The 19,093-nt window shown below is 62.0% G+C and carries 22 protein-coding genes and 1 pseudogene; 16 read left to right on the top strand and 7 right to left on the bottom strand.

Going from position 1 to position 19,093, the window contains the following annotated elements; all coding sequences use genetic code 11:
* Positions 1 to 47: 47 nt before the first annotated feature.
* Positions 48 to 713 (top strand): annotated as a pseudogene (locus SM765_RS05530) (HAD family hydrolase).
* Here the strand turns inward: SM765_RS05530 and map are convergent.
* A complete protein-coding gene (gene map, locus SM765_RS05525; protein ID WP_065271377.1) occupies positions 714 to 1,523 on the bottom strand; it encodes a type I methionyl aminopeptidase in 810 nt (269 codons plus the stop codon).
* A gap of 213 nt (positions 1,524 to 1,736) precedes the next feature.
* On the opposite strand from map, the gene SM765_RS05520 reads away from it, so the two are divergent.
* A complete protein-coding gene (locus SM765_RS05520; RefSeq protein ID WP_274837260.1) occupies positions 1,737 to 2,108 on the top strand; it encodes a VOC family protein in 372 nt (123 codons plus the stop codon).
* Between the two features lie 20 nt (positions 2,109 to 2,128).
* Here the strand turns inward: SM765_RS05520 and sfsA are convergent, their stop codons facing one another.
* Positions 2,129 to 2,833, bottom strand: a complete 705-nt coding sequence (sfsA, locus tag SM765_RS05515; RefSeq protein ID WP_274837261.1) for a DNA/RNA nuclease SfsA — start codon at positions 2,831 to 2,833, stop codon at positions 2,129 to 2,131.
* 49 nt (positions 2,834 to 2,882) lie between these two features.
* Here sfsA and SM765_RS05510 point away from each other — a divergent pair, with 49 nt between their 5' ends.
* From SM765_RS05510 to SM765_RS05485, 6 genes are all read left to right on the top strand, one after another.
* Positions 2,883 to 3,605: a competence/damage-inducible protein A gene (locus SM765_RS05510; RefSeq protein ID WP_274837262.1), complete on the top strand. Its 723-nt coding sequence runs from the start codon at positions 2,883 to 2,885 to the stop codon at positions 3,603 to 3,605.
* Positions 3,602 to 4,318, top strand: coding sequence for a GNAT family N-acetyltransferase (locus SM765_RS05505; protein WP_274837263.1), 717 nt, complete (start codon positions 3,602 to 3,604; stop codon positions 4,316 to 4,318). Before SM765_RS05510 ends, SM765_RS05505 begins: the two co-directional genes overlap by 4 nt.
* A gap of 18 nt (positions 4,319 to 4,336) precedes the next feature.
* Positions 4,337 to 4,909: a peroxidase-related enzyme gene (locus SM765_RS05500; RefSeq protein WP_274837264.1), complete on the top strand. Its 573-nt coding sequence runs from the start codon at positions 4,337 to 4,339 to the stop codon at positions 4,907 to 4,909.
* Positions 4,910 to 4,992: 83 nt separating this feature from the next.
* Positions 4,993 to 5,892 (top strand): OmpA family protein, encoded by a 900-nt coding sequence (locus tag SM765_RS05495; RefSeq protein ID WP_274837265.1) that lies wholly within the window; start codon positions 4,993 to 4,995, stop codon positions 5,890 to 5,892.
* Between the two features lie 219 nt (positions 5,893 to 6,111).
* Positions 6,112 to 7,503: an MATE family efflux transporter gene (locus SM765_RS05490; protein WP_274832628.1), complete on the top strand. Its 1,392-nt coding sequence runs from the start codon at positions 6,112 to 6,114 to the stop codon at positions 7,501 to 7,503.
* The gene (locus SM765_RS05485) at positions 7,500 to 7,928 is read left to right on the top strand and encodes a glyoxalase superfamily protein (protein ID WP_274832629.1); all 429 of its coding nucleotides are present in this window, start codon (positions 7,500 to 7,502) and stop codon (positions 7,926 to 7,928) included. Before SM765_RS05490 ends, SM765_RS05485 begins: the two co-directional genes overlap by 4 nt.
* Before the next feature lie 83 nt (positions 7,929 to 8,011).
* Here SM765_RS05485 and SM765_RS05480 read toward each other — a convergent pair whose 3' ends face one another.
* Positions 8,012 to 8,917 (bottom strand): LysR family transcriptional regulator, encoded by a 906-nt coding sequence (locus tag SM765_RS05480; RefSeq protein WP_065271369.1) that lies wholly within the window; start codon positions 8,915 to 8,917, stop codon positions 8,012 to 8,014.
* Positions 8,918 to 9,162: 245 nt separating this feature from the next.
* Between SM765_RS05480 and SM765_RS05475 the strand changes: the two genes are divergently transcribed.
* Entirely contained in the window at positions 9,163 to 9,486 is a 324-nt protein-coding gene (locus tag SM765_RS05475) for an NIPSNAP family protein (RefSeq protein WP_274829784.1), read from the top strand.
* A complete protein-coding gene (locus SM765_RS05470; protein WP_065271367.1) occupies positions 9,483 to 9,827 on the top strand; it encodes an antibiotic biosynthesis monooxygenase family protein in 345 nt (114 codons plus the stop codon). Before SM765_RS05475 ends, SM765_RS05470 begins: the two co-directional genes overlap by 4 nt.
* A gap of 251 nt (positions 9,828 to 10,078) precedes the next feature.
* Here the strand turns inward: SM765_RS05470 and SM765_RS05465 are convergent, their stop codons facing one another.
* Positions 10,079 to 12,106, bottom strand: a complete 2,028-nt coding sequence (locus tag SM765_RS05465; protein WP_274834930.1) for an NADPH-dependent 2,4-dienoyl-CoA reductase — start codon at positions 12,104 to 12,106, stop codon at positions 10,079 to 10,081.
* A 133-nt stretch (positions 12,107 to 12,239) separates the two neighbouring features.
* Here SM765_RS05465 and SM765_RS05460 point away from each other — a divergent pair, with 133 nt between their 5' ends.
* On the top strand, positions 12,240 to 12,722 hold the full coding sequence (locus SM765_RS05460; protein ID WP_274834928.1) for an RNA pyrophosphohydrolase: 483 nt from the start codon (positions 12,240 to 12,242) through the stop codon (positions 12,720 to 12,722).
* 1 nt (position 12,723) lies between these two features.
* Positions 12,724 to 13,245, top strand: a complete 522-nt coding sequence (locus tag SM765_RS05455) for a hypothetical protein (protein WP_274834926.1) — start codon at positions 12,724 to 12,726, stop codon at positions 13,243 to 13,245.
* Positions 13,246 to 13,254: 9 nt separating this feature from the next.
* Here SM765_RS05455 and SM765_RS05450 read toward each other — a convergent pair whose 3' ends face one another.
* Positions 13,255 to 14,127, bottom strand: coding sequence for an EamA family transporter (locus SM765_RS05450; protein ID WP_274834925.1), 873 nt, complete (start codon positions 14,125 to 14,127; stop codon positions 13,255 to 13,257).
* Between the two features lie 83 nt (positions 14,128 to 14,210).
* Between SM765_RS05450 and SM765_RS05445 the strand changes: the two genes are divergently transcribed.
* Positions 14,211 to 14,699, top strand: a complete 489-nt coding sequence (locus SM765_RS05445; RefSeq protein WP_274834924.1) for a MarR family winged helix-turn-helix transcriptional regulator — start codon at positions 14,211 to 14,213, stop codon at positions 14,697 to 14,699.
* Positions 14,700 to 14,809: 110 nt separating this feature from the next.
* On the opposite strand, the gene SM765_RS05440 is transcribed toward SM765_RS05445, so the two are convergent.
* Together SM765_RS05440 and nth are read right to left on the bottom strand one after the other, a co-directional pair.
* Positions 14,810 to 15,799, bottom strand: coding sequence for an adenosine kinase (locus SM765_RS05440; protein WP_065271362.1), 990 nt, complete (start codon positions 15,797 to 15,799; stop codon positions 14,810 to 14,812).
* Positions 15,796 to 16,440 (bottom strand): endonuclease III, encoded by a 645-nt coding sequence (nth, locus tag SM765_RS05435; RefSeq protein ID WP_274834923.1) that lies wholly within the window; start codon positions 16,438 to 16,440, stop codon positions 15,796 to 15,798. Before nth ends, SM765_RS05440 begins: the two co-directional genes overlap by 4 nt.
* 187 nt (positions 16,441 to 16,627) lie before the next feature.
* On the opposite strand from nth, the gene SM765_RS05430 reads away from it, so the two are divergent.
* From SM765_RS05430 to SM765_RS05420, 3 genes are all read left to right on the top strand, one after another.
* On the top strand, positions 16,628 to 17,533 hold the full coding sequence (locus SM765_RS05430; protein WP_274837266.1) for a bifunctional helix-turn-helix domain-containing protein/methylated-DNA--[protein]-cysteine S-methyltransferase: 906 nt from the start codon (positions 16,628 to 16,630) through the stop codon (positions 17,531 to 17,533).
* A gap of 138 nt (positions 17,534 to 17,671) precedes the next feature.
* Entirely contained in the window at positions 17,672 to 18,337 is a 666-nt protein-coding gene (locus SM765_RS05425; RefSeq protein WP_065271359.1) for a YiaD family glycine zipper/OmpA-like lipoprotein, read from the top strand.
* Positions 18,338 to 18,537: 200 nt separating this feature from the next.
* Positions 18,538 to 19,080, top strand: a complete 543-nt coding sequence (locus SM765_RS05420; RefSeq protein ID WP_274837267.1) for an NADPH-dependent FMN reductase — start codon at positions 18,538 to 18,540, stop codon at positions 19,078 to 19,080.
* Positions 19,081 to 19,093: the final 13 nt, after the last annotated feature.

The following is a 19,093-nucleotide window of genomic DNA, read 5'->3' as shown; positions in this document are numbered from 1 at the left end:
AGTAGCGCTTAGCGGTATTTGTTCAGGTTGCATTAAAGGAGCCTCAGATGCCCAAGACATTTCCCACGCCGCGATTGGTGATCTTTGACTGCGACGGGGTGCTGGTGGACAGCGAAATCGTGTCCAATTAGGCCATGGTGGACAATTTGGCGCGCCACGACCTGTCGCTGACCCTGCCAGAGGCCATGGGGCATTTTGTCGGCGGCACCATGATGGGGGTGATGGACAAGGCGCGAAAGCTTGGCGCGGATCTGCCACAGGACTGGGTCGAGGAAATCTACGCCGAAACCTATTCGCGGCTGCGTGCAGGCGTTGGGCTGGTGCCGGGGATCCTGGATCTATTGGCGCGGCTCGATCAGCATAGCATTCCCACTTGCGTTGCCTCCAACGGCAGCGAAGAGAAGATGCGCATCACGCTCGGACAGAACGGGCTGTGGGAGCGGTTCCATCCGCAAGCGATGTTCTCGGCCCATGCGCTGGGCGTTGCGAAACCGGAACCGGGGTTGTTTCTGGCCGCAGCCAGCCATTTCGGGGTAGAGGCGCGCTCCTGTCTGGTGATCGAGGACAGTGCGACCGGTGCGCAGGCCGCATCCCGGGCCGGGATGCGCTGCCTTGGCTTTGCGCCGCACGGGCAGGGCGCGGCGCTGGCTGATCAGGGGGCAGAGGTGTTTACCGGCATGCAGGAGGTGCCAGCCCTGATTGGGCTGACCTGATCAGCCGTAGGTCGGGTGGAACTTGCCCGCAGGCGACAGGGTGAAGATATCGAACCCATCCGCGGTAACCCCGATCGAATGTTCGAACTGTGCTGACAGCGATTTGTCGCGGGTGACGGCGGTCCATTCATCGGCGAGGATCTTGGTCTCGGCGCGGCCCAGGTTCACCATGGGTTCGATGGTGAAGAACATGCCTTCCTCTAGAACCGGACCGGTGCCGGGACGGCCATAGTGCAGCACGTTCGGCGGCGCGTGAAACACCTGTCCCAGACCGTGACCGCAGAAATCGCGCACCACGCTCATGCGCTGGGCTTCGACATAGGCCTGAATGGTGTGACCGATATCGCCAAAGGTGTTTCCGGGTTTCACCGCTTCGATCCCCTTCATCAGGGCGTCATGGGTGACCTGGATCAGCCGCTCGGCCTTGCGGGACAGCTTGCCTGCCACGTACATGCGGCTGGTGTCGCCAAACCAGCCATCGACGATCACCGTCACATCGATGTTGAGGATATCGCCGTCCTTGAGCTTCTTGTCACCGGGAATGCCGTGGCAGACCACGTGGTTCACCGAAATGCAGCTGGCGTGCTGGTAGCCCTTGTAGCCGATGGTGGCGGATTTCGCGCCTGCATCCTCGACCATCTGGGTGATGATGCGGTCAATTTCGCCAGTGGTCTGGCCGGGAAAGACATGGGGGGCAATATCATCCAGAATGCGCGCGGCCAGAGCGCCTGCCGTGTGCATGCCCGCAAAATCGGCGGGTTCGTGAATGCGGATGCCGTCCTTGGTGGTGCGGCCGTCTTTCGATCTCATCGGGCGGAGCTCCCTCGGGTGTTGTTATCTTGCTATGTAAGCGGTCTTGGCCAAAAGGGCCAGAGGGGGCGGTGCAGTGACTACAAGGCCGCTGCATCCCCTGCATATCAGGCAGGCAGGGGCGGACCTGCAGGTGCCGGTTTCGTGATTTGAATACGCCACAGCTTTCCCCGAGCGTGCGACCGAATCTGAAATCAAAGACAGGAAAACATAATGATCGGCTACGTCACGATTGGTGTCTCGGATATGGAGAACGCCAAAAATTTCTACACTGAACTCTTCGCGGCTGAAGGCGCCAAAGTCCTGATGGACGCAGGCCGCATCGCCTTTATCGGCAAGGACCGCGCGGCGCCGATGCTGGCCGTCTGCACCCCGCATAACGGCGATGTCTGCACCAGCGGCAACGGCGGCATGCTGGCCTTTCCGGCCGGGGATAAGGACAACGTGCAGGTGATGTATGACAAGGCGATCAGCCTTGGCGCCACCGACGAAGGCGAACCGGGCGAGCGTGTGCCGGACTTCTTCTATGGTGCCTATGTCCGCGATCCGGACGGCAACAAGCTCTGCTTTTACGTCATGGGCTGAGCCCAGCCCTTTGCAATTTCTCAGGAGTGCAGCCTTTTGGCTGCCTCCACCCACACGCCATCGGGCGAAATCCGCGTGGTGCAGACCAGCCGTTCGACCCCGGTTGCCTGCGCGTCATCAAAGGCCGCGGCGTAGGCCGGGTCGATATCCGCCGCCAATTGGAAGTGGTCGCAATCGGTGCGCTGCACGAGGTAGAGCATCACCGCCCGGTGCCCCTCGGCCACCATACTGGCCAGCTCCCCCAGATGTTTGGTGCCGCGCGCGGTAACGCTGTCGGGGAACTCCGCCAGACCTGGCTGACGCGACAGCGTCACGCTTTTCACCTCGACATAGCAATCGGGCAGACCTGGCTGGCTCAGTAGGAAATCGATGCGGCTCTTCTCGCCGTATTTCACCTCGGCCCGCACGGTTGCATAGGCGGCAAGCTCGGCAATCTCGCGGGCCTCCAGCGCGGCTTTCAATGCGCGGTTTGGAACCGAGGTATCGACGCCGGTGAAATGGCCGTTTTCGTGATCGACCAGGCGCCAGCCGTATTTCAGTTTCTTCTTTGGATCGTCGTTCGGCTCCAGCCAGATTTTCATCCCAGGTTCGGCCAGCCCCATCATTGATCCGGGGTTGGCGCAATGGGCAGTGATCTCGCGTCCATCCTCCAGCCGACAGTCGGCAAGGAAACGTTTGTAGCGGCGGATCAGCCGGGCGGGGATCAGAGGGGTTCCAAAGCGCATGTTCTTGGGCCTATACCTGCCTTAACACCGGATCAAGAGGAGAGGCGCCATGGGCAATCCAACCGCTGCAATGCTGGTTATCGGGGACGAAATCCTGTCGGGGCGCACGCGCGATTCGAACATGCATTTTCTGGCTGGAGAGTTGACCAAACACGGCATCGACCTGCGCGAAGTTCGCATGATCAGCGACGACGAGGTGGCGATCATCGCAGGTGTCACCGCGCTGTCAGAAACCCATGACCATGTCTTCACCAGTGGCGGTATCGGGCCAACCCATGATGACATCACCGCCGATTGCATCGCCAAGGCATTTGGCACGCATCTGGATGTCCGGGATGACGCCCGCGCGATCCTGCAGGCCCATTACGACAAATCGGGAACCGAGCTGAACGAAGCACGCCTGCGCATGGCCCGAATCCCGGATGGCGCTGCGCTGATCGACAATCCGGTGTCGGCGGCGCCGGGCTTTACGCTCAAGAACGTGCATGTGATGGCCGGGGTCCCGTCTGTGTTCGAGGCGATGGTGGCCAGCGTCCTGCCCACCCTGACCGGCGGCAGCCCGCTGTTGTCGCAGACCCTGCGCGTGATGCGCGGCGAGGGCGAGATCGCAGGCAATCTTTCGGCACTGGCAGCGGATTTCTCTGATCTGTCGATCGGCTGCTACCCGTTTCAGAAGGACGGGGCTTTCGGGGCCAATGTGGTTGTGCGCGGCGCCGATGGAGCCCGCGTCGACGCGGCGGTCACGCGCCTTGCACGGGAGCTGGACCTGTGAGCACCGATCCCCTGTATTACGCTGTGGTTGATGGCACCTGGCCAGCGGCCTCAAAACGCGATCTTGGCCCAATCACGCTGCGCGAAGGGCAGGGTGGCGGCAGCCGGGTATCGGCGGCCACCACCAATGGTCCGGTCAATAAGGATCAGATTGCCGCTGCCGAAGAGGCTATGCGTGCCATGGGGCAGGAGCCCCTGTTCATGATCCGCGATGGCGATGATGTGCTGGATGCGCAGTTGGCGGCGCTGGAGTATGAGATCAAGGATCCGGTCAATATCTGGACCTGCCCACCGGCAAAGCTGACCGATGTGCCGATTCCGCGGGTCACCACCTTCTGCGTTTGGGAGCCGCTGGAAATCCAGCGTGAGATCTGGATCGCGGGTGGCATCGGGCCGGGGCGTATGGCGGTGATGGAGCGCGCACCGGGGCCGAAGACGGCGCTGCTTGGGCGGTTCAACGACAAACCCGCCGGGGCGGGGTTCGTGGCTATCCACGATGGGGTTGCCATGGTGCACGCGCTGGAAATCCTGCCGCATCAGCGGCGCAAGGGGATGGGCGCATGGATGGTGCGGCAGGCGGCCTTTTGGGCGGCTGAACAGGGCGCGCGCGAGTTAGCGCTGGTCTGTACCAAGGCGAACGCCGGGGCGAATGGTCTTTATGCCTCACTTGGAATGACCTGCAGCGGGCAGTACCACTACAGGCACAAACCTTGAGGGAGGAGAAAGAAGACCATGACCGATCAGCAAAACCCAACAGCGCTTGACCTGCCGCAGGTGGATCCGCTGCCGCCTGCGACGCAGAAGTATTTCGATATCTGTCAGGATAAACTGGGCATGGTGCCCAATGTGCTGCGGGCGCATGCCTTTGACATCGAAAAGCTGAACACATTCACCGCGCTTTATAACGATCTGATGCTGGGCGACAGCAACCTGAGCAAGCTGGAGCGGGAGATGATCGCGGTGGTGGTGTCTTCCTACAATCGCTGTTTTTACTGCCTTGCGGCACATGGCGCGGCGGTGCGTCAGCTGTCGGGTGATCCGAAGCTGGGCGAGATGCTGGTGATGAACTACCGGGTCGCGCCGCTGGACGCGCGGCAGCGGTCGATGCTTGATTTTGCCCTGCAACTGACCCGCGCCAGCGCCGAGGTCGAAGAGGCCGACCGGCAGGCCCTGCGTGATGTTGGTTTCAGCGATCGTGACATCTGGGACATTGCCAATGTGGCAGCCTTCTTCAACATGACAAACCGGGTGGCCAGCGGCACCGCTATGGTCCCGAACGACGATTATCACGCCCAGTACCGGTGATTGGGCGGTTTTTCATATCATTGGCGGCGGCCCTGTTTGTCGGGGCCGCGCTTTTTGTCTCGGCACCTTTGGCCCGGGCTGAAATGTCCTTACCGGTCGGCGCCCAGGCGCTGGCGCTGCGGGAAACCCCACTGGGCACCTATGCCTTGCCAACCGGCCCTGTGGGCGCCGATGGGGTGCCGTCCCGCGCGATCGAAGGGCGGATTTTGCGCCGCACCTATCGGATCCTGGGCGAGGCGACCGTTTTGCAGGTTCTGGCGCCCTTGCGGGAGCAGTTGCTGGAGACAGGATATGAGCTGCTCTTTCAATGCGAGGCGCGCCAGTGCGGCGGCTTTGATTTCCGATTCGGCATCGAGGTGGTTCCGGCCCCGGATATGGCCGTCAGCATTGGCGATTATCACTTCCTGTCTGCCGTAAAGGGGGATCGGGCCGTAACCCTGTTGGCCTCGCGCAGCGGTACCTCGGCCTATCTTCAGATCATCGAGGTCTCACCGCCCGAAGCCGCGGCGCTGGTGCTGGCGCCCTCAATTCCGGTCGAACAGGTGCAGACGGCTGAAGCTGTCGGAGCAGGCACCGAAGGTCTGCCAGATGCGGCCCCTACCGATCTGGCGCAGGCATTGCTGGAGCAGGGCCGGGCGATCCTGCCGGGGCTTGATTTCGGGACCGGAGATGTGGCGCTGGGCCAGGAAAATTATGAAAGCCTGAAAGCACTTGCCGAATTCCTAGCCGAATTTCCAGACTATTCCGTGGTTGTGGTTGGTCACACCGATACGGTTGGCGGGTTGCAGGACAATACCGACCTGTCGCGGCGCCGGGCCGAGGCCGTGAAGGCCCACCTTGTGGAGAAGTCCGGCGTGGATGAAACCCGGATTGAGGTGGCCGGTGTCGGCTATCTGGTGCCGGTCGCAACGAACCTCACGGCCGAAGGGCGGGAGGCAAACCGCCGGGTCGAGGCGGTGTTGCTGCCACGGCAAAAACCCTGAGGCAGGGCCATCACTGGCCACCGGAAAAGGGCTTGACCAGCGCAAAAGCCTGCTCTACCCCAAGAGCAGGCCGCAGACGCCCGCCCCCCGCAGACGTGTACTCGTCGAGGTGAAGTTCTGTTTATTGCTACTGTTTCTGTCACCTTCTCCGCGTCTCGCGCGGGTGGTAACGCGGGTCCCATCCATTGAGCGAGATCGACGCATGAGGGCTTCAGAGCGATGCAAGATCCGACTCCCAATACATTTTTGACCGGGCGATTGCCGGTCATTTTCGCGAAAACCGCGATACCCATCATATTCGTCATGAGCATGAACGGCCTTCTGACGGTCGCTGATGCCCTGTTTCTGGGGCATTTCGTCGGCCCGCAGGCGCTGGCGGCGGTCACCGTGGTGTTTCCGTTTTACATGCTGATCGTGGCCTGCGCCACGCTGGTCTCTGCCGGCATGTCGAGCCTTCTGGCCCGCCACCTTGGCGGCTCCCGCTTTGATGAGGCCGAGAGTATCTATGCCGCTGCGCATTGGCTGGCCCTAGTCGTGGGGGGCATACTGATCCTGCTTTACCTCGGCTTTGGTGGGCAGCTGATCTGGCTGGTCACCGGCGGCGACAGCGCGCTTGCCGAATTGTCGGCCAGCTATCTTGCCATCCTGATCTTTGCCACGCCGTTGACCTTTGTGCTGGCGGTCAACTCCGATGCCCTGCGCAACGAAGGCCACGTGGGCATGATGGCGGCGATGAGCCTGCTGGTGTCGATTGGCAATATCGGCTTCAACTACCTGATGATCGCGGTGCTGGATCTTGGCGTTGCCGGTTCGGCCTACGGCACGGTCGAGGCGCAGCTTTTGGCGCTGGGCGTGATCCTTGCCTATCGTCACAGCCGGGGCACCCTGCTGCATCCGGTCATGGTGCTGCGCAACGTGATCCTACAGGGCAGCGGGCGCATTTTGGCGCTGGGCGCTCCGCAAAGCCTTGGCTTTATTGGTATTGCGCTTGGCTCCTCGGCGATCCTGACGGCTTTGCAGATGGTGGGCAGTCCGGACTACGAGGTTACGGTCACAGCCTATGGGATCGTGACGCGGGTCGTCACCTTTGCCTTCCTGCCGCTTTTGGGGGTGTCGCAAGCGATGCAGACGATCACTGGCAACAACTTTGGCGCGGGGCTGTGGCAGCGCAGTGATAACAGTCTGCAGATCGCCGTTCTGGTGGCACTGGGGTTCTGCCTGTCTGTGCAGGCGGTTTTCAGCCTGTTTGCGCCGCAGATCGCAGCGGCCTTTGTGACCGACCCTGCCGTGGTGGCAAAGGTGGCCGTTATCATGCCGGTAATGCTGGCCTTGTTTGTCCTGTCGGGACCTTTGATGATGCTGGCGGCCCATTTCCAGGCCATCGGTGACGCGCGACGCGCTGCTGTGCTGAGCCTGTCAAAGCCCTTTGCCTTTGCCATTCCACTGACCTTTGCCTTGCCGCTGTGGTTTGGTGAAATGGCGATATGGTGGGCGGGGCCATCGTCTGAGGTTCTGCTGCTGCTGTTGGCGGTCTGGGTCCTGTGGACTCGGGCGCGCAGCACCCGGCTCAGCTGGGGCGTATTCACGACAACCGAGGAGGCGCGGTCATGAGCGCAACACTTCCGACACCGGTTGAGGCCAAAGCACAGGCCAAACGTCTGCGCACGGGGCTGGAGGCCGAAGGGCGCGAGATCAGCCACAGTCAGAGCCTTGAGCTGGTGGCACGTCAGCATGGGTTTCGCGACTGGAATACCTTTCACGCCGCGATGGGCAACCGGCCGCCAGAGGGATTTACCCCCGGCGGGCGGATTGAGGGGACCTATCTGTCGCAGCCCTTTGCGGCGACGGTGCTGGCCGTTGAGATGCTGCGGCCCGGTTGGTTCCGGCTAGAACTGGATCTCGACGAGGCAGTCGACGTGGTCACATTCGACAGTTTCTCGAACTTCCGTAAACGGATCCGGGGCACCGTTGGTCCCTCCGGCACCTCGCGGGAGCGGACCTCGGACGGGACGCCGCATTTGGTGATCGAGATCTGAGATCTTGCTCCCAAGACAAAAAAGCCCCCCGCAGTGTGCGGGGGGCAGTTTCACGAGGGAGGGTCGTGTGTTTCAGGGGCCAGTCACCACTTCACCGGGTCGCGGTCGGCAAAGGCATGGACAAGGAAATCAATGAAGGCGCGCACCTTGGGCTGGGTGAATTTCCCAGGCGGGTAGACGGCATAGATTCCCAGAGTTTCGACCGGCAGGTTGGGCATCACGTCTTCGATCAACCCTTCTGACATGGCTTCCGAGTAGAGGTAGCTGGGCAGGTAGGCGATGCCGAGGCCAGAGATGGCCGCATTCAGAAGCGATTGCCCGTCGTTCACCGACAGCCAGCCGGTCGTGCGAACCTGACGTTTCTCGCCAGAAGGGGCGGTGATCTTCCAGACATTGCCACTCGACTGGTTGGAATAATGCAGCAACTTGTGGGTGTTCAGATCGTCGATCTTTTGCGGCCGCCCGTATTGCTCCAGATAGGCGGGCGAGGCGATCATACGTTTGGTGGTTTCGGTCAGCTTGCGGGCTCTGAGAGAGCTGTCTTCCAGCTCGCCGATCCGCAGCGCCATATCAAAACCTTCCGAGATCAGTTCGACATAGCGGTTGTTCAGCACCATGTTGACGGTGATCTCGGGGAAATCGCGCAGGAATTCGGACAGGACCGGCGACAGGTGATTGACGCCGAAATCGGTGGCAACCGAGATCCGCAGCAGGCCCGAGGGCGCGGATTGCATCGAGGTCACCAGCGCATCGGCTTCGCCTGCGTCATTCAGGACGCGCCGCGCCCGGTCGTAATAGGCAAGCCCGATTTCGGTCGGCGATACCCGCCGGGTTGTGCGGTTCAGAAGACGTGCGCCCAGCCGGGCTTCGAGGCTGGAGACGTGTTTGGAGACAGCGGATTTGGAGATCCCCATCTTGCGCGCCGCATCGGTGAACCCGCCCTGGTCCACAACATTTGCGAAGGCCTCCATTTCGGTCAGTCGATCCATCGTTGCCCGTCCTCGTCCTGTTGTCTGACCTCAGGTTGTGACGGGCAATTCGGGCAAGAACGGGGCGAGCTTGGGATAATTGCGGGGTTTTTACTGCATCGTTTACGCTTACGAAACGAAATCCTGAGGCGCGGGAAGGACCGGGGACTGGGCAAAAGGCGATGCTTCGCTCCGCACCGAAGCCTTTGTCGGGCAGGGGGCGGTAAATCCCTGCCATCCAATCACGATCTCAAGAGGAGTTTCCTATGCTGACCTGCGTCATCCGTTATCACATCGATCCCACCCAGCGCGATAACTTTGCGCAATACGCCCGCAATTGGGGGCAGGCGATCCCGCGCTGTGGCGCTGACCTGATCGGATATTTCGCGCCGCACGAAGGGTCGTCAACGCTGGCCTACGGGATCTATAACGTGGACAGTCTTGCCGCCTATGAAGACTACCGCGCCCGTCTGGCAGAGGATCCTCTGGGGCGGGAGAACTACGCATTTGCCCAGCGGGAGAAATTCCTTGTCCGCGAGGACAGGACGTGGCTCAAACGGGTTTCTGAACCACATGGAGACAGCGCATGATCGCGGTAATTTTCGAAGTCACACCGGCAGCGGGTAAGAAGGAGCCTTATCTGCAGGTCGCAGCCCGGATGCGGGATCTGCTGGAGGATATGGAGGGGTTCATCTCGGTCGAACGGTTTCAGAGCCTGACGAACCCCGAAAAGCTGCTGTCGCTATCCTTCTGGGAGGATGAGGAGGCGGTGGCGCGCTGGCGCGCACTGTCTGAACATCGGGGCGCACAGAAACAGGGGCGCGACAATCTCTTTGCCGGGTATCGCCTGCGCGTGGCCGGGGTGATCCGGGACTATGGTATGGAAGAGCGCGATCAGGCGCCTGAAGACAGCCTCGAGGTGCACGGCTGAACAGGCCGTAGAATGCGCCTGTAGGACAGGATTTCCGATCCGCTTGAGGCTTGGGACAGGCGAGCCATCATAGCAACGAGAGGCGCGTTCCTCCCGCCTGTCGCGTGGCCTTTTGAAAAAAACCAGCTCCCGTTGGGCGTGGCACCGCGCATCGCGCGGTGCCACGCCCAAGGCCGCCAACGGGGGCGGTGCAATCGGGCTGCCTGCGGGCGCGGGAGAGCGCCGCTGCTGATCGTGGCCTGCCGGACCCGTCAGAGGGTGGCGGCGAGGCGGGTGCCTTGGTTGATCGCCCGTTTGGCATCGAGTTCCGCTGCAACATCGGCGCCACCGATCACATGGGCGGTGATGCCTTTCGCCGCCAGCGCATCGGCCAGTGTGCTTTCCGAAAGCTGACCCGCGCAAAGCACGATGGTGTCGGCCGGGATCACGGTCGGGTTTTCCCGTGCCTCGCCAAAGCTGACGTGCAGGCCCGCATCGTCGATCCGCTCGTAATTCACGCCGCCGACGAATTCGACCTCCTTCATCTTCAGTGCGGCGCGGTGGATCCAGCCGGTTGTCTTGCCGAGCCTTTTGCCATGACGCTCGGCCTTGCGCTGCAGCAGGGTGACGTGGCGGGCCGGGGCCTCGGGCTGCGGCCCTTCGGGGGCAAGGCCGGAGCGGTGTTCGGCCGGATCGGTGACGCCCCATTCCTTCATCCAGAGCGGCAGGCTCTCGGTCGGGCTTGTGCCTTCGTGCAGCAGGTATTCGGAGACATCAAAACCAATCCCGCCTGCACCGATCACAGCGACGCGCTCGCCCACCGGGGCCTTGCCCCGCAGCACATCGATATAGCTCAGCACGTTGTCGCGGTCCTGCCCGGGAATACCCGGATCGCGCGGGATGACGCCGGTTGCGATCACCACCTCGTCAAATCCGGTCAAATCCTCGGCTCGGACCTCGCGGCCCAGCTCCAGCGTGATGCCCGCGTCCGCCACCATGCTGCGGTACCAGTCCACCAGCCCCCAGAATTCTTCCTTACCGGGCACCTGCTTGGCCATGTTGAGCTGGCCGCCGATCTCATCTGCCTTGTCAAACAGCGCTACCTTGTGTCCGCGCTCAGCGGCGGTGAGGGCGGTCGAGAGGCCCGCAGGACCGGCGCCGACGATGGCGACAGTTTTGGGTGTGGCGGCCTTTTCGATCACCAGTTCGGTCTCGTGGCAGGCCTGCGGGTTCACCAGACAGGAGGTCAGCTTGCCGCCAAAGGTATGGTCAAGACAGGCTTGGTTACAGGCGATGCAGGGCGCGATATGGCTGGCTTGCCCGGCCTCGGCCTTGGACACGAAATGCGCATCGGCCAGCAGCGGGCGGGCCATCGATACCATATCGGCGCAGCCGGTTTCCAAGACGTCTTCGGCGACCTCGGGCGTGTTGATCCGGTTCGAGGTGACGACGGGGATGGAAACCTTGCCCATCAGCTTCTTGGTGACCCAGGCAAAGGCCGCGCGCGGCACCGATGTGGCGATGGTGGGAATGCGGGCCTCGTGCCAGCCGATGCCAGTGTTGATGATCGTAGCGCCTGCCTGCTCAATCTTCTGCGCCAGCTGCACCACTTCATCATGGGTCGAGCCATCGGGCACCAGATCGATCATCGACAGGCGATAGATGATGATGAAATCACTGCCGACCGCTTCGCGGGTGCGGCGCACCACCTCGATCGGCAGGCGCATGCGGTTTTCATAGGAACCGCCCCAGCGGTCGGTGCGCTTGTTGGTATGGGTGACCAGGAACTGGTTTAGGAAATACCCTTCGGAGCCCATGATCTCGACCCCGTCATAGCCAGCCTCTTTTGCTAGCCGGGCTGCATTCACGATGTCCGAGATTTGTTTCTCGATCCCGTCCTCGTCCAATTCGGTCGGCGGGAAGGGGGAGATCGGCGATTTGATGGCGCTGGGCGCCACGCATTTTGGCCCATAGGCATAGCGCCCGGCGTGCAGGATTTGCATGGCGATCTTGCCGCCTGCCGTGTGCACGCGGTCCGTGACAATGCTGTGGTTCTTCACGTCCTCTTCGGTGGTCATCATCGCGGCCCCGGGCAGGACCGAGCCTTCGAGGTTGGGGCCGATGCCGCCGGTCACCATCAGGGCAACGCCGCCCCTTGCGCGTTCGGCGTAGAATTCCGCCACCCGGTTCCAGTCGCGGGTCTCCTCAAGGCCCGTATGCATGGACCCCATCAGCACGCGGTTTTTCAGCGTGGTAAAGCCAAGATCCAGCGGCGCCAGAAGGTTTGGGTACGCAGTCATGACACTCTCCCTATCGTTTGCCGGGCAGGATCGCGCCACGGCGGGCGTTTGTCACCTGTCAACGCGGCGTCACCCCCTTGCGTGCCCCGGCGGCAGCAGGTCTAATCGCCGGGAACAGACCCAGGGAATGCCTATGACACCGGAAGACATCGCCAAGCTGCCCTATCGCCGCAACGTTGGCGTTATGATGATAAACAGCGACGGGGCGGTCTTTGTCGGACAGCGCGCAGACCGCTACAAGGATGCCTGGCAGATGCCGCAGGGCGGGATCGACGAGGGTGAGGACCCGCGCACCGCGGCGCTGCGGGAGCTGGAGGAAGAAACCGGCGTTCTGCCCTCTCTGGTCGAGATCATTGCCGAATCGGAAGGCTGGCTGCCCTATGATCTGCCACATGACGTGGTGCCCAGCTTTTGGGGGGGGCGTTATCGCGGGCAAGAGCAGAAATGGTACCTGATGCGGTTTCTGGGCAGTGACGATCAGGTCAGAATCGACACCGAACATCCGGAATTTTCCGCCTGGTGCTGGCAGCCGGTAGAGCATCTGGTGGAGAAGATCGTCCCCTTCAAGCGCGAGGTCTATGCGCGGGTGGTCGAGGAATTCGAAAGGTACTTATAGAATGGTACGACTTCCCAAGCTGGTTCGCCGGGCGGCGTCGTTGTTTGTATCCTGTGTGGCGCTCGGCGCTGCCACCTCTGCTTCCGCGCTCAGCTGTGTGCCCTGGGGCGTTCCGGATGCCTATCTTGCGGCGGCGAATTCCAACCGCTCCTACGCAATCCTGCAGGGGCGCCTGTCTTTTGATGAACGTCGCCTGCCACGACCGCCTGCCGGAAACCCTAATGCGGCCCCGCCGGTCACCCAGTTTCGCGGAAGTTTAAACGGGGACCTTCTGGGGGCACGGGATTTCGATCAAGCCGTGCGCGCCGATGTGGTGATCGAGGTGCAATGCATGGGGCCGTGGTGCGGCAAGGCCAAATCCGGTGTCGAGTATCTGATTTTTGCCGAACAGCGGGGCAGGGACCTGATCGTCCGTTTCGATCCCTGCGGCAGCTTTGCCTTTGGCGGCGATGTGCACAGCTTTCGCAAGCAGGTGCTGGACTGCCACCGCGGCAAGGCCTGTGTGCCTCTGGCGCCGCAGTAGCAGACGGGGTCACTCCGCAGGCGCGGGGCGCGGGCGTGCCGGTTTGGCCGCAGCCTGACCCAGCCAGACGCTGAACAGGGCGAAGATGGCGCCGGTCAGCTGGTAGATGCTGAGGGTTTCCTGCATCCAGAGCCAGCCCAGGATGACAGCCGTCAGCGGGCTGAGCACCCCCAGAAGCGATACGGCTGAGGGTTCGATGCGCGACAAGCCCCGGAACCACAGAATATAGGTCAGCGCGCCGCCGATCAGGCTCATATAGGCAAGGCCCAGGATGTTCTCTGCGGTGAAGACCGGCATCTCGGGCACTGCCCAAAGTGTGACGGGCATCAGCAGGATACCCCCTGCAGTCAGCTGCCAGGCGGTAAAGGTTAGGGGCGGCACCGGCGGCTGCCATTTGCGGGTCAGCACAACCCCGGCCGCCATCGACAGGGCGCCAGCAAGGCCTGCCAGAACTCCGACCATGTCCAGCTTTGCCGCGGGCGTCAGCACCAGCAGGGCAACCCCTGCGATGCTGAGCGCCGCCGCCAGGAGCGACGCAGGCCTGATGGGCGATTGCAGAACCAGCGCCGACAGGAAGACCACGACCAGCGGCTGTATCGCGCCCAGGGTCGCAGCCACCCCGCCGGGCAGGCGGTAGGCGGACAGGAACAGGAAGCTCCAGAACAGAGAGAAATTCAGCGCGCCAAGCACCATGAGCTTTGGCACCCAGTTGAGCGGTGGCAGCCTGCGCACGAAGAGGAGCAGCAACAGCCCCGCCGGCAAGGCGCGCAGTAGCGCCACGACAAAGGGCGAATGACCGGGCAAGAGGTTGGTCGTCACGATATAGCTGCTGCCCCAAATGGCAGGGGCCAGCGCGGTCAGAAAGAGGTCGCGGGACAGCATGGGGTCTTCTCCAAAATTATCTCGACGTCGAAGTAACAATATTTAATCTTGACGTCAAGACGTCTCTCCGCAAAACAGGAAAGATGGATCATGTGGATTTTGTCACCCAGCAATGGGAACGGGAACGGCCGGACCTTGATGTGTCCGCCATGGGAATAATCGGCCGGGTGGGACGCCTTTATTTGGCCTATCAGGCAGAGATGCAGAAGACGTTTCAACGTTTTGGTCTCAACGCCGCCAAATTCGACGTGCTGGCGACGCTGCGCCGGGCGGGCGCGCCACATGAATTGTCTCCGGGGGATCTCTTGAAGGCGACGATGGTGGCTTCGGGCACGATGACCAACCGGATTGACCGGCTGGAGGCAGACGGGCTGGTGCGCCGCAAGGTGAACCCGGCGGACAGCCGTAGTTTCCTGATTGCCTTAACCGAAAAGGGCGGCGCGCTGATCGACGAGGCCCTGGAGGCGCATGTGGCCACCCAGTCGGGGCTACTTAAAGGTCTTAAGGCAGAGGAACTGGACCAGTTCAAAGGCTTGCTGTCCAAGGCATTGATCTCGGCCGGAAGCGATTGAGGCCCTGCGCGGGCTAATGCCCTTGCGTTCTACGCCCGACGAAAGGGAGTGCCCCTTGGGGCATATTCGATGGGCGGGAGTTTTCCCGCCCACGGATTTGGCTCTGTGACTTAGAGCAGCCCTTCGGCCTGCAGCACCGCGCGCATGTCCTTTTCGGGACGCGGGCCGATATGGCTGATCACCTCGGCGGCGCAGATGTTGCCGATCTTGGCGCAGGTCTCCAGATCGCGGCCCGTTGCCAGACCGAAGAGGAACCCGGCCGCGAACTGATCGCCAGCACCGGTAGCATCGACGGGCACGACCTTGGTGACCGGAACATCGATGCGGGTCTCGCCCGCAATCACCGAAACCCCGTCGCCGGAGCGGGTGCAGACCACCAGCGGACAGATTGCGGCGGTCTTGGCCAGGGCCTCCTCCAGATCTTCGGTTTCAAACAGCGAGCGGATTTCGGCTTCGTTGCCGATCACGAATTCCAGTTCATTCTCGATCAGCGACAGGAAGTCGGCGCGGTGGCGTTCGACGCAGAACGGATCGGAAATCGCGATGCCGGGCTTGCCGCCACCCTTGCGGCAATCGCGGGCGGCCTCCATGAAGGCGGTCTTGCCCTTGTCCTTGTCAAAGAGATAGCCCTCAAGGAACATGATCTGGGTCTGCCCGGCCACCTCGTTCGGCACATCTGCAGAGCTGAGCTCGGAGGAGATGCCAAGATAGGTGTTCATCGACCGCTCACCGTCCGGGGAGACGAAAATCATCGAGCGCGACGTCGGCAGCTCGCCACCCGGGACCGGCGGGTTGACGAAATCGACGCCATCTTCGTTCATCGCATCGGCGTAGAACCGGCCCAGAGCATCGTCATGCACGCGCCCGATAAAGGCCGCATCGATGCCAAGCGCACCTGCACCGGCAATGGTATTGGCGACCGAGCCACCGGGGGTTTGCACGCGGCCTTCCATCGCACCATAAAGCACTTCGCCGCGATCCCGTTCGATCAGCTGCATGATGCCTTTCTCGATCCCCATGTGATCGAGAAAGCTGTCATCGCATTGGCTGATCACATCGACGACGGCATTGCCGATGCCGACAATCTGGTAGGTCTTCATAGATTCTTGTCCTCATATTGGCACAGGTCGCGGATGATGCAGGTGCCGCACATCGGCTTGCGTGCCTTGCAGTGATAGCGGCCGTGCAGGATCAGCCAGTGATGGGCATGCTGCTGGAAATCGACCGGAATATTGTCTTCGATGGCGCGTTCGACCGCGTCCACATCCTTGCCCGGGCAGATGCCCGAGCGGTTGCCGACCCGGAAAATATGCGTATCCACCGCCTGTGCCGGGTAATGCCACCACATGTTCAGAACCACATTGGCGGTCTTACGGCCGACACCGGGCAGGGATTGCAATGCGGCGCGGGAATTGGGCACCTCGCCGCCGTAGTCGTCGACCAGAATGCGGGCCATCTTGATGACGTTCTTGGCCTTGTTGCGGTAAAGGCCGATCGTCTTGATATGTTCGATCAGCCCCTCTTCGCCGAGGTCGAGCATCTTTTGCGGCGTATCGGCGATCTTGAACAGCTCATGCGTTGCCTTGTTGACGCCTGCATCCGTCGCCTGCGCCGACAGGGCGACGGCCACCACCAGCGTATAGGCGTTGACGTGTTCCAATTCGCCCTTGGGTTCCGGCTCGGCGGCCTGAAAACGCGAAAAGATTTCGCGCAGTGTATGATAGTCGAGTTGCTTGGCCATGCTGCTCCTTTTGCCGGTCTGCGGCGAAGGGCGCAAATGAAAAAACACCAACGGTTTCACCGTGCCGCAGGCGCTGTTGTGCTTGCAACAGATTGCTCTGACACCCGCAATGCGCAAATTCCGGGTCGCCGGTCGCCGGTGTCCGCTCTACTGTGTTGCTGGACCCTTTGCAGGAGAACAGGGAAAGATGCGCGAAGCGGGTGAACAGAGCTATCACTATGGCGTCATAGGCCGGGCCATTGAGCTGATCGACGCGGGCGGAGAGGATCTTGGCCTTTCGGAGCTGGCCGCCCACATGAACATGAGCCCGGCGCATTTCCAGCGGGTGTTTTCGGCCTGGGTTGGTGTTTCGCCCAAACGCTATCAGCAGTATCTGCGGCTGGGCCACGCCAAGAGCCTGCTGCAAGAGCGGTTTTCAACCCTTGAAACGGCCCACGCGGTGGGGCTGTCCGGCTCCGGGCGGCTGCACGATCTGTTCCTGCGCTGGGAGGCGATGAGCCCCGGTGAATACGCCCGCAAAGGCGCGGGGCTGACAATCCGTTGGGGGTGGTTCGACAGTCCATTCGGTTTGGCGCTTGTCATGGGCACCGAGAAGGGGATCTGTGGTCTCGCTTTTGCGGCCGAAACCGGGGCTGAGCCGACCCTGGCCGATATGCGCGCGCGCTGGCCAAATGCCGATTATGTCGAAGACCCGATGATGCTGCGCCCCTTGGCCGAGGCGATCTTTGCCCAAAAAGGCGAGGCTGCGCTGCACATGATGGGCGCGCCGCTGCAGATCAAGGTCTGGGAGGCGCTACTGCGGATCCCGTCGGGCCATGTCACCACATACTCCGAACTCGCCCGTGCCATTGATAACCCACGCGCGGTGCGGGCCGTGGGGACGGCTGTGGGCAAGAACCCTATGAGCTGGCTCATTCCCTGCCACCGGGTCCTGCGCAAGGGCGGCGATATCGGCGGCTATCACTGGGGAGTGCCGGTCAAACGCGCGATGCTGGCTTTTGAGGCCGCGCGCGATGACAGCGCGTCGGAGAAAGAAGCGGACTTTCCAGCTGTGACAGGCGAAGCCGAAGAAACTGGGCGGCAAACCGCCTAGGTTTTGCACTCCGCGCTTGAGCAGCAGCGCCGCAGCGATGATATAATCAAATAAAATCAGCGGTGCGTGAGACCTCGCCGGGCAAGGACGAGCCAAGCCCGGACAGAGGCGCGCGAAACAGGCAAGAAGGTTGGCAAAATGACGATTTTGAAATTCTCGACGGTTGCGGCAGTGACGGTTGCGCTGGGCCTTGGCGCCTGCACCGATCCGGCACTGCTGAACAGCGATGGTACGCCCAGCAAGGAGAAGCAGGGCCTGATCGCAGGTGGCATTCTGGGTGCGGGTATCGGTGCCCTCTCGAATTCCAGCAACAAGACGGGCGCCGTTCTGGGCGGCGCTGCGGTCGGGGCGATTGCGGGCGGGCTGATCGGCAGCCAACTGGACAAGCAGGAAGCCGAGTTGCGTCAGTCGATTTCGAGCGACGGCATCTCGATCGTTAACACCGGCGACAGGCTGGTGGTATCGCTGCCCAATGATCTGACCTTTGCCACCGACAGTTCCGCAATCAGCCCGTCGGTTCGTTCTGACCTGTTGAAAGTGGCGGACAGTCTGGTGCGCTATCCCAACAGTACCGTGCAGGTCATCGGCCATACCGACAGTGACGGGGATGCGGCCTATAATCAGGGCCTGTCCGAGCGCCGCGCCAATGCCGTGGCCGATCAGATCCAGGCTGGCGGTGTGCCCTACAACCGGATCCGCACCATCGGGCGCGGCGAAGAGCAGCCCGTGGCCAGCAATCTGACCGAAGCTGGCAAGGCGCAGAACCGGCGGGTGGAAATCGTCGTCATCCCCACCGGCGGCTGAACCTGGCAGGCCGGGTGATCTGCGCCAGGACGCGCGCAGACTGTGCATTTCCGCGCCCCCGGGCGCGGGCTTTGCCAGTTGATGCACAACACTTGCGCGGTCATTCGGGTATGAGGCATCCCGGTCTTTGCTTAAGCTATTGGTAAGTCAGGCCCATGACAGGGCCTTGCGTGTCAATGTGTTAGTCAAGGAATGTTCTGATGTCCGATCCGCTACTTCTCACTCTCTCCGGATCCCTGCGTGGGGCTGCAACCAATCGCATGCTGCTGAAGGAGGCGGTGCGTCTGTTCGGTGCCTGCTCCCACGTGGAGGGCGACCTGAACCTGCCGCTGTACGATGGCGATGACGAAGATCGCGATGGTGTGCCTGCCGGGGTGCAGCTCTTGGCTGATCAGATCGCTGCGGCGGATGCGGTGTTGATCTCGACCCCGGAGTATAACAAAGGCCCCTCTGGGGTTCTGAAGAACGCGCTGGATTGGGTCAGCCGTACCAAGGGCAAGCCCTGGGCGGGTAAACCCGTGGCAGTCATGTCGGCGGCGGGTGGCCGCTCGGGTGGTGAGCGGGCGCAGATGGTGCTGCGCGGTTTCATGGTGCCGTTTCAGCCGCGCCTTGTGTCCGGGCCCGAGGTGCATCTGGCCAATTCCTCCAAGGAGTTCGACGAAAGCGGCCAGCTGACAAGCGAGATTTACCGGGACACGCTGGAAACGCTGATGCAGAACCTGCGCCGCGAAATCGAACGCTGATCAAACCGTAAAG

The organism is Pseudophaeobacter sp. 1A09344 (genome assembly GCF_041008745.1).
Classification (GTDB): domain Bacteria; phylum Pseudomonadota; class Alphaproteobacteria; order Rhodobacterales; family Rhodobacteraceae; genus Phycobacter; species Phycobacter gallaeciensis_A.
The sequence above is the reverse complement of the archived record's forward strand: the minus strand, read 5'-3'. Positions and strand labels throughout refer to the sequence as shown.

Coding starts and splice junctions, on each gene's coding strand:
- map (WP_065271377.1), bottom strand. CDS start 1,523: ATGAGATCGAAAGACGGCCGCACCACCAAGGACGGCATCCGCATTCAC.
- SM765_RS05520 (WP_274837260.1), top strand. CDS start 1,737: ATGATCGGCTACGTCACGATTGGTGTCTCGGATATGGAGAACGCCAAA.
- sfsA (WP_274837261.1), bottom strand. CDS start 2,833: ATGCGCTTTGGAACCCCTCTGATCCCCGCCCGGCTGATCCGCCGCTAC.
- SM765_RS05510 (WP_274837262.1), top strand. CDS start 2,883: ATGGGCAATCCAACCGCTGCAATGCTGGTTATCGGGGACGAAATCCTG.
- SM765_RS05500 (WP_274837264.1), top strand. CDS start 4,337: ATGACCGATCAGCAAAACCCAACAGCGCTTGACCTGCCGCAGGTGGAT.
- SM765_RS05495 (WP_274837265.1), top strand. CDS start 4,993: ATGTCCTTACCGGTCGGCGCCCAGGCGCTGGCGCTGCGGGAAACCCCA.
- SM765_RS05490 (WP_274832628.1), top strand. CDS start 6,112: ATGCAAGATCCGACTCCCAATACATTTTTGACCGGGCGATTGCCGGTC.
- SM765_RS05485 (WP_274832629.1), top strand. CDS start 7,500: ATGAGCGCAACACTTCCGACACCGGTTGAGGCCAAAGCACAGGCCAAA.
- SM765_RS05480 (WP_065271369.1), bottom strand. CDS start 8,917: ATGGATCGACTGACCGAAATGGAGGCCTTCGCAAATGTTGTGGACCAG.
- SM765_RS05475 (WP_274829784.1), top strand. CDS start 9,163: ATGCTGACCTGCGTCATCCGTTATCACATCGATCCCACCCAGCGCGAT.
- SM765_RS05470 (WP_065271367.1), top strand. CDS start 9,483: ATGATCGCGGTAATTTTCGAAGTCACACCGGCAGCGGGTAAGAAGGAG.
- SM765_RS05465 (WP_274834930.1), bottom strand. CDS start 12,106: ATGACTGCGTACCCAAACCTTCTGGCGCCGCTGGATCTTGGCTTTACC.
- SM765_RS05460 (WP_274834928.1), top strand. CDS start 12,240: ATGACACCGGAAGACATCGCCAAGCTGCCCTATCGCCGCAACGTTGGC.
- SM765_RS05455 (WP_274834926.1), top strand. CDS start 12,724: ATGGTACGACTTCCCAAGCTGGTTCGCCGGGCGGCGTCGTTGTTTGTA.
- SM765_RS05450 (WP_274834925.1), bottom strand. CDS start 14,127: ATGCTGTCCCGCGACCTCTTTCTGACCGCGCTGGCCCCTGCCATTTGG.
- SM765_RS05445 (WP_274834924.1), top strand. CDS start 14,211: ATGGATCATGTGGATTTTGTCACCCAGCAATGGGAACGGGAACGGCCG.
- SM765_RS05440 (WP_065271362.1), bottom strand. CDS start 15,799: ATGAAGACCTACCAGATTGTCGGCATCGGCAATGCCGTCGTCGATGTG.
- nth (WP_274834923.1), bottom strand. CDS start 16,440: ATGGCCAAGCAACTCGACTATCATACACTGCGCGAAATCTTTTCGCGT.
- SM765_RS05430 (WP_274837266.1), top strand. CDS start 16,628: ATGCGCGAAGCGGGTGAACAGAGCTATCACTATGGCGTCATAGGCCGG.
- SM765_RS05425 (WP_065271359.1), top strand. CDS start 17,672: ATGACGATTTTGAAATTCTCGACGGTTGCGGCAGTGACGGTTGCGCTG.
- SM765_RS05420 (WP_274837267.1), top strand. CDS start 18,538: ATGTCCGATCCGCTACTTCTCACTCTCTCCGGATCCCTGCGTGGGGCT.